10 protein-coding genes and 1 tRNA gene are annotated in these 13,653 nt (G+C 72.7%); 3 read left to right on the forward strand and 8 right to left on the reverse strand.

Annotated elements, in window-relative coordinates; genetic code table 11:
• Positions 1-588 precede the first annotated feature (588 nt).
• Positions 589-660, reverse strand: a tRNA-Arg gene (locus tag ABT294_RS41190).
• A gap of 114 nt (positions 661-774) precedes the next feature.
• Between ABT294_RS41190 and ABT294_RS41195 the strand changes: the two genes are divergently transcribed.
• Positions 775-1,164, forward strand: a complete 390-nt coding sequence (locus tag ABT294_RS41195; RefSeq protein WP_350811893.1) for a response regulator transcription factor — start codon at positions 775-777, stop codon at positions 1,162-1,164.
• A gap of 35 nt (positions 1,165-1,199) precedes the next feature.
• On the opposite strand, the gene ABT294_RS41200 is transcribed toward ABT294_RS41195, so the two are convergent.
• Positions 1,200-3,938 (reverse strand): ATP-binding protein, encoded by a 2,739-nt coding sequence (locus tag ABT294_RS41200; protein ID WP_350811894.1) that lies wholly within the window; start codon positions 3,936-3,938, stop codon positions 1,200-1,202.
• A gap of 103 nt (positions 3,939-4,041) precedes the next feature.
• Here ABT294_RS41200 and ABT294_RS41205 point away from each other — a divergent pair, with 103 nt between their 5' ends.
• Positions 4,042-4,662, forward strand: coding sequence for a LysE family translocator (locus ABT294_RS41205; RefSeq protein WP_350811895.1), 621 nt, complete (start codon positions 4,042-4,044; stop codon positions 4,660-4,662).
• Positions 4,663-4,666: 4 nt separating this feature from the next.
• On the forward strand, positions 4,667-5,212 hold the full coding sequence (locus tag ABT294_RS41210) for a TetR/AcrR family transcriptional regulator (RefSeq protein ID WP_350811896.1): 546 nt from the start codon (positions 4,667-4,669) through the stop codon (positions 5,210-5,212).
• A 19-nt stretch (positions 5,213-5,231) separates the two neighbouring features.
• On the opposite strand, the gene ABT294_RS41215 is transcribed toward ABT294_RS41210, so the two are convergent.
• The 6 genes from ABT294_RS41215 to ABT294_RS41240 all read right to left on the reverse strand — a co-directional run bounded on the left by ABT294_RS41215 (position 5,232) and on the right by ABT294_RS41240 (position 13,639).
• A complete protein-coding gene (locus tag ABT294_RS41215; protein WP_350811897.1) occupies positions 5,232-6,428 on the reverse strand; it encodes a hypothetical protein in 1,197 nt (398 codons plus the stop codon).
• 9 nt (positions 6,429-6,437) lie between these two features.
• Positions 6,438-6,818, reverse strand: a complete 381-nt coding sequence (locus tag ABT294_RS41220) for a RidA family protein (protein WP_350811898.1) — start codon at positions 6,816-6,818, stop codon at positions 6,438-6,440.
• Positions 6,819-6,827: 9 nt separating this feature from the next.
• Entirely contained in the window at positions 6,828-7,910 is a 1,083-nt protein-coding gene (locus ABT294_RS41225) for an alanine racemase (protein WP_350811899.1), read from the reverse strand.
• Between the two features lie 34 nt (positions 7,911-7,944).
• Entirely contained in the window at positions 7,945-9,474 is a 1,530-nt protein-coding gene (locus tag ABT294_RS41230) for an N-acyl-D-amino-acid deacylase family protein (RefSeq protein WP_350811900.1), read from the reverse strand.
• A gap of 80 nt (positions 9,475-9,554) precedes the next feature.
• Positions 9,555-12,959: a DUF4153 domain-containing protein gene (locus tag ABT294_RS41235; protein ID WP_350811901.1), complete on the reverse strand. Its 3,405-nt coding sequence runs from the start codon at positions 12,957-12,959 to the stop codon at positions 9,555-9,557.
• Complete coding sequence (locus ABT294_RS41240; RefSeq protein ID WP_502912207.1) at positions 12,956-13,639, reverse strand: response regulator transcription factor; 684 nt, start codon at positions 13,637-13,639, stop codon at positions 12,956-12,958. The genes ABT294_RS41235 and ABT294_RS41240 overlap by 4 nt, the downstream gene beginning before the upstream one ends.
• Positions 13,640-13,653 lie beyond the last annotated feature (14 nt).

Here is a 13,653-nt window from a genome sequence, read left to right on the forward strand (position 1 = left end):
CCGGGGCGACCGAGGGTCGCAACCAGAGGGGCCACCGCGGGAAGGGCGAGAAGGGGAGTGGCGGTCGCCCTCCGGGGCGACCGAGGGTCGCAACACCCACGCCGGTACGAGCCGTAGAGGCCGCGCCGCAGGGAAGTGGCGGTCGCCCTCCGGGGCGACCGAGGGTCGCAACCAGAGGGGCCACCGCGGGAAGGGCGAGAAGGGGAGTGGCGGTCGCCCTCCGGGGCGACCGAGGGTCGCAACATGACGGTCTGCCCCATGCTGCCCTTGATCATGTGGGTGGCGGTCGCCCTCCGGGGCGACCGAGGGTCGCAACTTCGGCTTCCCTGCCCGTGAGCTGGCCATGCACAGGGGACGAGGAGTTCGACCGCTTCCTGCTGCGCCCGCTCAACACCCTCGTCCAGCTCATGGGCAACAGCAGCCTCCGGCTGTCTTTAGGCATGGATCAGACCGATCACGGCTGGCCCACAACTGGCCCACAGCCAGCGAGCGTCAACGAGAACGGGCGGGACTCCGTGAGACTGGAGGCCCGCCCGTTCCTGCGATGTTTGCCCTGGTCAGCGGCTGGAACCGCTGGTCAAGATCGAGTGCCCCCTGCAGGATTCGAACCTGCGCACCCGGCTCCGGAGGCCGGTGCTCTATCCCCTGAGCTAAGGGGGCTCGACGAGTGATAAGGCTACCAGCATCCGCCCACCACTCGGGACAGCGAAAAAGTCCTGGCCACATCCTGGGAAAACCGCACGTGACCGCTCGGCTACGGGTAGCTTTGCGGCCGTGGGTGACGTTCTTGGCAGAGTACTGGTCGTGGACGATGACGAGGTCATCCGTCAGTTGATCGCGGTGAACCTGAGCCTGGAGGGCTTCGAGGTCGCCACCGCCACCGATGGGCAGGATTGTCTCGATCGGGTGCTCGAGGTGAACCCCGACGTCATCACTCTGGACGTGATGATGCCGTGCCTCGACGGGTGGGTCACGGCGGAGCGGCTGCGGAACGATGAGGCGACTCGCCACATCAAGGTGGTGCTGATCACCGCGCGGGCGCAGGATGACGACAAGAGGCGCGGGCGGCGCATCGGGGTCGACGCCTATCTGACGAAGCCGTTCGACCCCGCTGAGCTCATCCAGGTGGTCAGAGATCTGGCCGCTGGCACGTACGTCCCCTGAGCCGCTCCAGCCGCCGTGCTGCTGTTCCTGAGGTCTCAGGTGAGGAGGCCGTGTTGGCGGGCGGCGGCCGCTGCCTGGGTTCGGGTGGAGACGTCGAGTTTGCCCAGGATGTTTGAGACGTGGACGCTGACCGTCTTCTGGGCGATGAAGAGCCGGTCGGCGATCTCGCGGTTGGTGAGGCCTTCCGCGACGAGGTGGAGCACCTCCAGCTCGCGGGCCGTCAGGCCGCGGTCGCCGTGGCCGCCGGTGAAGCGGGCCCGGCGGCCGAACTCCGCCAGGACCTTCTCCAGGGGCGCGGCTCCGAGCTTGCCCGCCGCCTCGCGGGCGAGGTTCCACTCCGACTGGGCCGCGGCGCGGTCGCCGGACGCCAGAAGTGCCTCGGCGAGGCGCCAGCGGGCGCGGGCCGTTTCGTAGACGAAGCCGAAGTCGAAGGCCTCCACCACCTTCCGGCACAGCTCGACGTCGAGGCGGCCGTGGACGCGATACCACTCCGCCTCCACCCGCAGCGCCCACGCCTGGCCCTCCGGGCCCATCTGGCCGCGCTGGCCCACCGGGCCGGACGTCACCGCGAAGCGGGCGCGCTCCGCCAGGTCGTCGGCTCCTTCGGTGGTTCCGAGTTCGGCGAGGGCCCACAGGCCGGTGGCCGCGACGCGGAGGGTGCCCGCGCCGCCGGGGCCCAGCGCGGTCAGGGCGGCGTGGACGTGGTCGAGTGCCCCGGCCGGGTCGCCCTGCCAGAGGGCGTGCTCCGCCGCGAGCCCGCGCGACATGTAGAGGGCGAGCTCGTCGGACCAGAACGGGCGCAGCCACGACAGGCGGTTCTCCACCGCCGGCAGGCCGCGGGCCACCTCGATGAACAGCGCGAAGGACGACAGGGTCGCCTCGTGGATGGTGCCGACGCGGGCGCCGAAGCCGGCCGCGACGGCCTCGGCCTGGTTCCACTCCCCCGCCACGTAGTGGATGAGGAAGCGGAGGAAGCGCAGGTCGGTGCCGTAGGTGCTCCATTTGAGGCCGGTTTCGAAGGCCATCTGGATGCCTTCGTCGGCCACTTCGGCGGCTTGGGTGAGCAGGCCCTGCTCGTAGTGGATGCGGGCGTGGTGGAAGCGGGCGCGCAGGTCCATCGCCAGGTCGCCGCTGCCTTCGGCCATGGCGGTGTCGACGAGGTCGTGGGCGGCGCCCGTGTCGCCCTGGATCTCCTTGTACGTGGCGAGGATGAGCAGGGCGCCCACCTCGGCGTCGCGCGCGCCCACGGCTCGGGCGGTGTCGAGGGCGCGGCGGCCGAGTTGCTCACCTTCCCGATGCCGGGGGCTCCAGGCGATGCTGCGGGCGTAGGTGGCCAGGGCGCGGGCGAGGGCGGCCTGGTCGTCGGACGCCTCCACGGCGCGCTCCGCGGCGGCGATGGCGCCGTCCTGGTCGTCGAGTTCGATGAGGTAGTAGGCGAGGCGCTCGCTCACCTCGGAGGTCTGGGGCAGGGCGCGGAGCTGGGTGACCGCGCGGTGGTTGTCGCCGCTGTCGGCGGCCATGACGGCGCTGCGGAAGGCGAGACGGGCGCGCGACTCGCCGACCTGGGCGGCCGCGTCGTCGACCCGCTCCCACAGGCTGAGGACCTGGTCGTAGTGGCTGTGCGCCTCGGCGGGGGCGCCGAGGCGTTCGGCGAGTCGCCCGGCTTCGACGGAGGCGCGCAACGCTCCCGCGAGGTCGTGGCCCGCCAGGTAGTGGTGGGCGAGTTCCGCCGGTGAGGTCAGCAGCCGGGCGAAGTCGGCGTGCAGCCTGGTGCGCTCGCCGGGCAGCAAGTCGGTGTAGACGGCCTCCTGTAGGAGTGCGTGCCGGAAGGCGTAGCCGTACCCGTCGACGCGCAGCAGGCCGCGCGAGACGATCTCCCGCACCGCGTCCTCGAACTCGGCCAGGGGCAGCCCGGAGACCTCGCGGAGCAGTTCGTCCTCGACCCGGCGGCCGGCGACGGCGGCGGCACGCAGCACGCGCTGGCCGGCCTCCGACAGCACCTCGACGCGCGACATGAGCAGGCTGGCCAGCCCGTCGGGCAGGCTGTCGCCCTCGGCCATGGCGGCGAACAGCTCTTCGGCGTAGAAGGGGTTCCCGCCGGCGCGCGTGACGATCATGCCGAGTTCTTGGGCGTCGACATCGCCTAACGTCGCGACATAATCCGACATCTCGCCAAGATCCAGCGGCCCCAGCTCCACCGCCGTCACCGCGGGCAGCCGCTTCAGCTCGGCGAGCACCGAGCGCAGCGGGTGGCGGCGGTGCAGGTCGTCGGTACGGTACGTGCCGACCATGCACACCTGCTCGGCCTGCACCATGCGACTCAGGAAGACCAGCAGGTCGCGGGTGGACCGGTCGGCCCAGTGCATGTCCTCGATCACGAACAGGACGGGCTGCATCTCGGCGAGCAGCCCCAGCAGGGACCCGAACAGGCGCTGCTGGGTGAGCCCGGCGGAAGGAGCCGACTCCACCCCGGGCAGCAGCTGGCCGAGCATCGGATGGGCCGCCGCCGCCTCGCGCACCGCGGGCTCGGCGCCCCGCAGCGCGTCGGCGAGCGGCAGGTACGGCAGCGCGTCGCCCAACTCCGCGCACTGCCCCACCAGGACGTGGAAGCCGCGTTCGCGCGCCGCGCCGACCAGCTCGGTCACCAGCCGGGTCTTGCCGATGCCGGCGTCGCCGCCGACGAGCGCCACCCCGGCCGCGCCGGACGCGGCCGACTCGAGCACGCGCACGAGTCGTGCCAGCTCAGCACCACGCCCGACGAGAAGACCGTTCACGGCAGACACTATGCCATGCCCTGCCGACATCCCCATTGGCCCACGAACAGCGCTCCCGATTGGCCTTCATGGACGGACCAATGCTCGCATAAGTTCACGATTCGTGATCTCGCTGCCGACCTTCGTCCTGTTCCTGGGCGCCTCGCTGGTCCTCATACTCATCCCGGGGCCGAACCACTTCTACATCGCGGCCAGAGGGCTCGCCCAGGGCAGGCGGGCCGGGATCGCCAGCGCGTTCGGGGTGGAGGCCGGCACGCTGGTGCACATCGGGCTCGCCGCCGCCGGGCTCTCGTACCTGATCACGAAGTCCGCGACGCTGTTCGCGATCGTCAAGTGGGCCGGTGTCGCCTATCTCGTCTATCTGGGCATCCGCGCGTTCACCGGCAAGGAGAACGCGGACGCGGCACAGGCGCCGCCTCCGCAGCCGCTCGGCAAGGTCTTCCTCGAAGGCGTGCTGGTGAACGTGCTGAACCCCAAGGTGACGCTGTTCTTCCTGGCGTTCATGCCCCAGTTCGTCCGTCCGTCGGCGGGGTCGCCGGCGTTGCAGGTCGTGCTGCTGGGCGTCACGCTGCTGGTGCTGGGGCTGATCGCCGACCTGGCGTACGCGTTCACGGCGGGCGCGCTGGGCAGCCGGCTGGCCAGCCGGGCCAGGGCGCTGCGGCACTTCAGCGGCGTGGTCTACCTGGGCCTGGGGCTGGTCACGGCGCTCGCCGGGAGAAAATGACCGCATGGCGCCGAGAAAACAGCAGGAGATCTTCGATGCGACGCTGCGGCTGGTCGCGGAGAAGGGGTACGACGGGCTGACCGTGGAGGGGGTCGCCGAGCGTTCCGGCGTCAACAAGACGACGATCTACCGGTGGTGGCCGTCCAAGGCGGCGCTGCTCGGGGCGGCGCTGGTGGAGGCGGACGTGCTGAGCTTCGAGCCGCCCGACACGGGCAGCCTCCGCGGCGACCTGGTCGAGCTGGTCGAAGGCGTCACGCGGCTGCTCACCGAGCCGCCCGCCAGGGACATCGCGGTCGCCGCGCTCGCCGCCGCCGTCGATCACCCGGAGCTCGACGGACGCCGCTTCTTCGCCGACCGCTTCGTCCGGGAACGGGAGATCTTCGAGCGCGCGGCACGCCGGGGCGAGCTGAGGGACGGGATCGACCCGATGCTCGTGGTGGACCTGCTGGCCGGGGCGGTCTGGGTCAGGGCGGTGTTCAGGGGCCTGCCGCTGCCGGACGGCTTCGCCGCCGACGCGGTGTCGGCGGTGCTGGACGGCGTGACCCCCTGACCGGCCCGGGCCAGGGGCGCTAGGGAGCCTCGGCCAAGGCGGCGGGGATGCGGTCGAGCACCGGGTACGGCACCAGACCGTAGGCGTAGAAGTCGACGGCGTGCGCACCCGCGGCCTTGGCCCCGCGGGCCTTGGCGACGAGCCGGTCGGCGGAGTCGCTGTCGGGGTGGCCGGGGCGCAGCACGGCCCGCACCTCCCGGTCCTTGCCGACGGAGCGCAGGTACGCGCCCACGTCGTCGGCGACCCGCGCGGCGTCGCGGGCGTAGGCGAGCACGCCGAAGCCGGGCACCAGGTCGCCGAGCGCCACCAGGTCGACGCCCAGCTGCCACGCGTCGTGCGCCGCCAGCCCCGGCGAGGGCAGCCCGTCGGTGTAGCCCTTCACGGCCCCGGTGGAGTCGATGAAGACCAGCTTCGAGCCCTCTCCGGCCACGGCGGAGGCGACCTCGGAGACGAGCGTGGTGACGGTCTCGGAGCGGGCCCGGGCGTAGGCGACGACCTCGGGCCCGGCGTACGCGGTCAGCGCGGCCCTGGTGACCTCGCCCTGCGCGGGCGGGTCGCCGTCGAACACGCCGCCGACGATCCTGGCGCACTCGTCGCGTGCGACCTCGGCGTTCACTCCGAGGTCGGTGGCCCTGCGCATGCAGTAGTCGCAGAAGCAGAGCCCGAACAGGTACGCGTCCATCGGCCCGAGCGGGACGAAGGAGCGTTGCGGCTTGAGTGGCCTGAAGTGCAGCGACTCGGCGACCACGCTGTCGACGCCGAGCCTGGCCACGGCTCTGGCCAGGGCGACGGCGTACTCGCGCACGTCGGGGTGGGCCGGGCAGAGGTCGGTGAGAGAGCCGCGGTCGCCGAAGCAGTCGCGGACGGTCACGTCCGGATGTTCGGTGCCGATCGTGGCGTTGCGCAGGAAGACGGTCCATCCGTGGAGCTTGAGGGCACGCTGGGAGCACGCCTCACGGAGGCCGTCGAGCGCCTGTGGGTGGCCGGGCACGGGAGACAGCCGCAGCCCCGAGAAGAGGTCGTCGGGCGGGACGAAGTGGGCGCCGTCGTGGCGGAGGGTCAGGCGGGACAGTCCGTGCGGGGTGACGTCGCGGGAGCCGTGGTGCACGACGCCGACGGTGACGCCCGCCACGCCGTACCCGCTGATCCTGTCGAGCACCCGCTCGACGCCCTCGCCATGCAGGTCCTCGACGAAGACGTACACCGAACTGTCCACGGACCGACTTTACGCGCTCTTGTACGCCACGAAGTCGATCTCCACCAGGATGTCCATCAGGTCGGAGCCGACGGTGGTGCGGACCGGATAGGGCTGGCTGAAGTACGACTTGTACACCTCGTTGTAGGCGGCGAAGTCGCGCTTGAGGTGCTGCAGGTGGACGGTGGACTTGACCACGTCGTCGAAGCCCAGGCCGTGGGCGGCGAGGATGGCGCCGAGGTTCCGCATCACCTGGTGGGTCTGGGCGGCGACGTCCTCGCCGACGACCTCGCCGGTGGCCGGGTCGAGCGGGCCCATCCCGGACGTGTAGACGAAGTCGCCCACGACGAGCCCCTGCGAGTACGCGCCCACGGGGGCCGCTCCCTCGGTCGTCCTCAATTCCTTCTTCATGAGATCACCCTAGAAGTCGCCGAAATGCGTATTTATCGTGTCGACAACGCGGTAGTCCCGATCGACCACCGGGAGCCTCCGCCACTTGTCGAACGCCGTGCAGGGGTGCGAGACGCCGAACGCCACCAGCTCGCCCACCCGCAGGTCGCCGCGGACCACCGTGTGCTGGTCCTGCATCTTCAGCACGGTCACGCCCGGACGGCGGGGAATCGGCAGGCCCTCGTCGTAGGGCGCGTCGCGCTTGCCCAGCCCGATGATCGCCAGGCCGGGCTCGGGCGTGGACAGCACCTGCGCGAAGACCTCCAGCGCCGGACGCAGCTCGCCGTCGATGCGGTTGAACGGGGTGCGCTCGCGGTAGTACCCGTCGTCATGGGTGACGTACGCGCCGCTCCGCAGCAGGATGCGGGCCTGGGTGGCGACCAGCTCGCGGCCGATCACGTCGAACCACTGGCTGCCGCCGACGGACAGGATCGGGTTCCTGACGCGCAGGTAGGCGACGGCTTCCTGCAGCAGATCCAGATATTTCCGGACCTCCTCCGCCGTCTTCAGCGCCCCCTCGTACCCGGCGACCCCGGCCAGCTCCACGCCCGGCGTGCGCTGCACGTACCCGGCCAGTTCGACCAGTTCCGCCACCGTGCGGCACCCGGCACGCCCGCCCTCGTGCCCCAGCTCCACCAGCACCCGGAACGGACGCGGACCGGCGTGCCCGGCCAGGATGTCGACCCCCGCCGCCGAATCGGCGAAGCTCAGGAACTCGAAACCGGGATGCGCGGCCAGCTCGGCCGCCGCCCACTCCAGCCCGGCCCGGTCGACCACCTGGTTGGCCACCATGACCCGGTCGACGCCGAACCCGCGCACCAGCCTGGCCTGGCGGGTCGTCGCCACCGTCAGCCCCCAGGCGCCCGCCGCCAGCTGCGCGGCCGCGATCTCCCCCGACAGGTGGGTCTTGGCGTGCGGCGCCAGCTCCAGGCCGTGGTCACGGGCGAAGGCCGCCATGGTGGCGATGTTGTGGCCGAGCGCCTCCTGGTGCACGACCATCAGCGGAAAGCCGAGCTCTCCGTCGAGCACGGACCGGCCGAGGACTTCCTGCACGACACCCCCTTGTACGCGTCCGACCCTATCCTCATCAGCGCGGCGTGATCGCACGGCCCGGGGTGGCTCCCGTCAGCTTGCCGCCCGCCAGCACCGGCACCCCCGACACCAGCACGTCGTCGACCCCTCGGGCAGGCGTGCGGGGCACGGCGTAGGTCGCCTGGTCGGCCACCGTGGCCGGGTCGAACACCACCACGTCGGCCGCGAAGCCGCGCCGCAACAGCCCGCGGTCGCCGAGGCCGAACCGCCGCGCCGGGTGCGAGGCGAGGTGGACGGCGGCCTGCTCCCACGTCCAGTCGCCGAGCTCGCGGACGTGCTGCCCGAGGAAGCGGGCGAACGCCCCGAACCCCCGCGGATGCGGATGCCCACCCACGTAGATCCCGTCAGACCCGCCCGTGTGGGACGGATGGCGCAGCATCCGCCGGACCGACTCCTCCCCGGCGGGCCCCTCGTCGGGCCTGGCCGACACGCAGCCCGCCTCCAGCCTGGTCTCGATCAGCAGCCTGCGGCAGAACTCGGCCGGCTCCACGCCCGCCCGCCCGGCCGCCGCCACCATGGTCAGCCCCTCGGCCCAGTCGAGGCCGGGCGCGTGCGAGATGGTCAGCCGGGGCCAGGTGCCCTCCATGCCGGACCACCAGGCGTCGAGGTCGGCCTCGGCGAGCATCTCCACGGCCCGCTCCGGCTCGGCCCCGGGCACCTCCGGCGGCAGCACCACCATCGCCAGGATCGTGTTGCCGCGCAGGTAGGGGTAGGTGTCGAAAGTCAGGTCGACGTCCTCGGCGAGGGCCTCCTCGACCAGGGGGAGCAGGACGTCCGCGGGGCCGTGCAGGTGGGAGACGTGCACCGCGGCGCCGGACCGCTGGGCGATCTCGACGACCTCCGCCATGCCGGCGCCCGCCCGTTCGCCGTACGCGCGCATGTGGGTGACGTACGGCAGCCCGCCGAGCGGCTCCGCCAGAGCGGCCAGCTCCTCCGCGGTGGCGTAGCGTCCGGGCAGGTACTCCAGCCCGGACGACAGGCCGACCGCGCCTTCCGACAGCCCGCGCTCGACGTGGGCCAGCATCCCGGCCAGCTCCTCGCGGGTCGGCGCGCTGGGCGAGGGGCCCATGACGTCGTAGCGGATCGTGCCGTGCGGCAGCAGGTAGGCCGTGTTCAGCGCGACCGCGCGGTCGTAGCCGCCGAGCAGGCCGGCCACCGTCAGCGGGCCCTCGCCCAGCGGCCCGTTGACCGCCGCGAAGTAGCGCGAGGCGTAGGCGACGGTCGCGGCGGAGCCGGGGGCGAAGGACAGGCCGTCCTGGCCGAGGATGAACGTGGTCACGCCCTGGCGCAGCGCCGCCAGCTGCACCGCCGGGTCGAAGACGGCCGCGTCGCCGTGGGCGTGGCAGTCGACGAACCCCGGTGACACGTACCGGCCGGTCGCGTCGATCTCCGTCCCGGCCTGGGCGCCGGCGAGGCGGCCCACGGCCGCGACCGTGTCGCCGGTGATCGCCACGTCGGCCCGGTACGGGGGCGCGCCGGTCCCGTCGAGCACCTGCCCGCCTCTGATGATCACATCGAAAGCCACTCCAGGATTAAACCCGATGCGGCAGGCGTGGCGCGGTGCCCGGACGGCGTGGCGCGATGGTGACCGGGCTTCCGGGTTCGCTAGGAGAGGCGCGACGGTCTCGGCGCGCACCTGACCTTCGGGTCGACGGGCCGCTTGGCGAGGACGTCGCGCGCCTGCGACCTGGCCAGGTTCCAGCCGTTCCACGGATCGGGACGATCCAGCCCGTTGGCGGCGACGACGTCGCGGAGCACGCAGCTGCGTTGTGGCTCCGGCAGCCGGTCCAGGGCGGGGACGGCCTCCGCCCCGAGGTCGCCGAGGTAGTCAGAGTCGATCTTCGCGACGCCGCGCACCTCCACCTGGGTCTGGGCCACCTGGAGGTCCGGGTTGACGATGGCGAACGCGCCCAGGCCGAGCCCCGTCACCAGGACGACGGTCCGCGGCAGCCAGCCCGCCCTCCGTCCCAGCAGCCGGAGCGCGCCCGCCAGCAGCACCAGCGCGAACAGCGCGCCCAGCCACCAGACCGTCGCCTGCACCGACAGGCGCAGCCGCGACAGCCCGTACGCCTCCGTGTAGAGGCTCATGCGGTGCAGCGCGGACGCGAGCACCACCATGGTCAGCGCGCACAGCACGCCGAGCTGCCCCGCCAGCAGCCAGCGCTCGCGCCGCTCGGTCTTCAGCGCGCCCCCGGCGACCGCGACGATCCCCAGGACGAACACGCTGACCACCACGAGCTGGAAGAACCCCTGCCTGGCGTACTCCGCGTAGGTCAGCCCGGCCGTCTTCAGCACCCAGGCGTTGCCGCCGAACAGCGTGGTGATCTGCACGGCCACGAACGCGGCGAACAGCAGGTTCACCGCGGTCAGCGGCACCAGCCAGACGGACCTGCCCACGCTGACCTTGACCTCCGGTCCCACCGGGTCCGCCACCGGCCGGAGCGCGACCAGCACCACCGCGGCCAGCAGCACCGCCACGACGGCGAACAGGAAGATCCTGATCGGCGCGGAGTCCGCCCAGTCGGGGGCCGCGGTCAGGCGCTCCAGGTAGGTGGCGAACACCTTGTCGGCGGACGCGAACAGCAGCCCGAACACCACCAGCAGCACCGCTGTGATGCCCAGCCCCACCACCGTCGGCATGATCCGTCTCTTGGCTGTCAGCCCCTTCAGCGGCATCGCCAGGAACCACGGCACCGGGGCCAGCGCCAGCAGCACCGACACACCGCCTCTGATCACGCCCAGCCAGCCCGTCCCCGCCCCGGACACGGCCAGCGCGCCCAGCCCGGCTCCCGCGACGAGCAGCAGCCCGACCAGCCAGTCGGCGTCCCGGACGGCGGCCGTCGAGACCAGCCAGTACGCGGTCAGGCCGAACGCCACCGTCCACGGGGTCAGCCGTCTGGCCAGGGCGGGCAGCGCCGCCGCGCCGACCACCATCGCGACCAGGACGACGCCCAGCCCGAGCTGCGCGTCGGGGAGCGCCACCGCGGCGAACACCCCGGCGACCGCCGCGGCCGGCAGCAGCCAGCGCGGCGTCTCGGGCAGCTCGGGACGCGGGAAGAGCGGCGGCGGCACGTACGGTGGCGGCGGCTGTTGCGGGCCGCCCGCCTGCGGCTGGCCTCCGTACGTCGGGCCCTGCGCCCCCTGGAGTTGCGCGCCCGGCGGGTGCGGGCTGTGCGCCTGCGCGACCCCGAGCTGCGAGCCCGGCGGGTGCGGGCTGTCCGTCTGCGTGCTCGGTGGGTTGAGGGCTTGTGGGGTTTGGGGCGGGACGGGTGACGGGCTCTGATACGGGGACGTGTGCGCCTGCCGGCGCCCCGGGCCGGCCCCTAGGGCGGCCCCGATCGCACCGGCCAGCCCGGTGCACAGGATAAGCGTGACGAGCGCGGCCCCGGCGCCCACCATCATGCTGGCGAGCACCGCCGCGAACAGTCCGAACATGAAGCCGACGATCAGCCCGAGAACGGTACCGACGACCAGCCGCACCAGCGCCCTCCTCGACCGCGCCTCCCCCTGATGGGGCCCCACCTGGGGAAATGCGTGGACATGGTCTCCTGGGAGGGGTGCCGTGTGACCCGCCTCGGCGGGCGCCGTGTGGGGGTGCGCTGCCTGCACGGCTGTCCCTTCGGGACGTTCCCCGGGCGCGGACCTCGGCACCGGTGCGGCCGCCGCGACAGCGGGCGCCGTCGGCACGGTTCGGCCCGGCCACGGCAGCGCCCCCGTCCCGCCGGCCACTGAGGCAGGCAGCAGGGCCCCGTCGGCAGGCAGCACACCGGACACCGCCGCCGCGACGGCGGGCAACGCAGCGGACACCCCCTCCGCGACGGCGGGCAGCGCCTCCACGATGGGGGGCGGCGAGCCGGCTTCGGCGGCTGCCGCGCCCGGCTCTTCGTGAAGCGCCGCAGGCGCCGACTCCCCCTCAGCCGACTCCCTCTCGGTCGACTCCCTCTCGGCCGGCATCGCGTCGGCAGGCCGTTCCGGCAGCGCCCCCGGCTGCTGGTCGAGCTCCAATGGCGTGTCCGCCATCGTCGTCCTTCCTGGTAAGTCGACGACCATGCGGCACCCCGCGCAGTCGTCGATGCGGATCGAACCCCCGTGCAGTTCGACGATCTCCTTGACGATCGCCAGCCCGAGCCCGGCGCCTCCGGCGTCCGCCGCGCGGCCCGCGTCCAGGCGGGAGAAGCGTTCGAAGACCCGCCCCCGGGCGGACACGGGGATGCCGGGCCCCTGGTCGGTGACGGTGATGCGGACCCCGGCCCCCTGCGGCGCGCCCGTCACGCTGACCACGCCGCCCGGCGGGCTGTGCCGTACCGCGTTGTCGAGGAGGTTCGCCAGGACCTGCGCCAGCAGGCCGGGGTCGGCGCGCACCACGAGGTCGTCGGGGACCGCGGGCACGAACCGGACCTCCTCCCGCGCCAGCCCGGCCTCCCGCACCGCCTGTTCGAACAGCGGCGCCAGCTCCAGCGCCTCGGGCTCGATCAGCCGGACGCCGGAGTCGAGGCGTGACAGGTCGAGGAGCTGGGCGACGAGGCGTCCGAGCCGCTCGGTCTGGGCGAGCGCGGTGCTCATGGTCACCGGGTCGGGAGCGGACACGCCGTCGACGACGTTCTCCAGGATGGCGCGGAGCCCGGTGATCGGAGTCCGCAGCTCGTGGCTGACGTTGGCGACCAGTTCGCGCCGCTGCCTGTCGACCTCTCCCAGGTCGGCGGCCATCGCGTTGAACGCCCTGGCCAGCTCGCCGACCTCGTCCCGGGACGTGGCGCGGACCCGCAGCGAGTAGCTGCCCTTGGCGATCGTCTGGGCGGCCCTGGCCATCTCGCGGAGCGGCTTGGTCATGCCCATGGCCAGCACCTGCACCATGATCAACGCTAGGACGAGGGCCACGGCGATCCGGACGTCGCGGGAGATCCCGGAGTTGAGGCCGACCTCGTTGACCACGAACGCGGTGCCCACGGCCAGCACGATCGCCAGGCCGAGCTTGACCTTGATCCGGCCCAGGAAGTCGAGCGGCCTCATCGCCGGACCAGCGCGTAGCCGACGCCGTGGACGGTCCGCACCACGTCGGAGCCCAGCTTGCGGCGCAGCGCCCGGACGTGGCTGTCCACCGTCCTGGTGGCGGCGGCCTCGGAGAAGCCCCACACGTCCGACAGCAGGCGGTCACGCTCGAAGACCTGCCCGGGACGTTCCGCCAGGCGGCGCAGCAGGTCGAACTCCGTCCTGGTGAGCTGCGCCTCGGCGCCTCGCACGAACACCCTGCGGGCCGCGGTGTCGATCTCGACCTCCCCGACTCTGATCACGGTGTCCTCGACGGCCAGTTGGGCGGCCCGCTCCACCCTGCGCAGCAGCGCGTGGATCCTGGCGACCAGCTCGCGCATGCTGAACGGCTTGGCCAGGTAGTCGTCGGCGCCCACGCCGAGGCCGACCAGCACGTCGGTCTCCTCGCCCAGCGCGGTCAGCATGAGCACCGGCACCGGCCTGGCGGCCTGCATCCGGCGGCACACCTCCAGCCCGTCGAGCCCCGGCAGGAGCCGGTCCAGGATCACCAGGTCGGGTTCCGCCCTGCCGTACTGGATCAGGGCGGTCTCGCCGTCGCCTGCCACCCTGACGTCGAACCCCTCGGCGGCCAGCCTGTTCCGGACGGCCAGCGCGATCGTCTCGTCGTCCTCGACCAGGAGGATTCGTCGCTGCTCTGCCACGGACGAAAGCCTAG

Source organism: Nonomuraea sp. NPDC000554, assembly GCF_040300065.1.
In the GTDB taxonomy this organism is placed as follows: domain Bacteria; phylum Actinomycetota; class Actinomycetes; order Streptosporangiales; family Streptosporangiaceae; genus Nonomuraea.

Bases quoted from the DNA above. Each gene is read 5' to 3' on its own strand.
- ABT294_RS41235 (WP_350811901.1), bottom strand. From the start codon at position 12,959: ATGAGGCCGCTCGACTTCCTGGGCCGGATCAAGGTCAAGCTCGGCCTG.
- ABT294_RS41220 (WP_350811898.1), bottom strand. From the start codon at position 6,818: ATGAAGAAGGAATTGAGGACGACCGAGGGAGCGGCCCCCGTGGGCGCG.
- ABT294_RS41210 (WP_350811896.1), top strand. From the start codon at position 4,667: ATGGCGCCGAGAAAACAGCAGGAGATCTTCGATGCGACGCTGCGGCTG.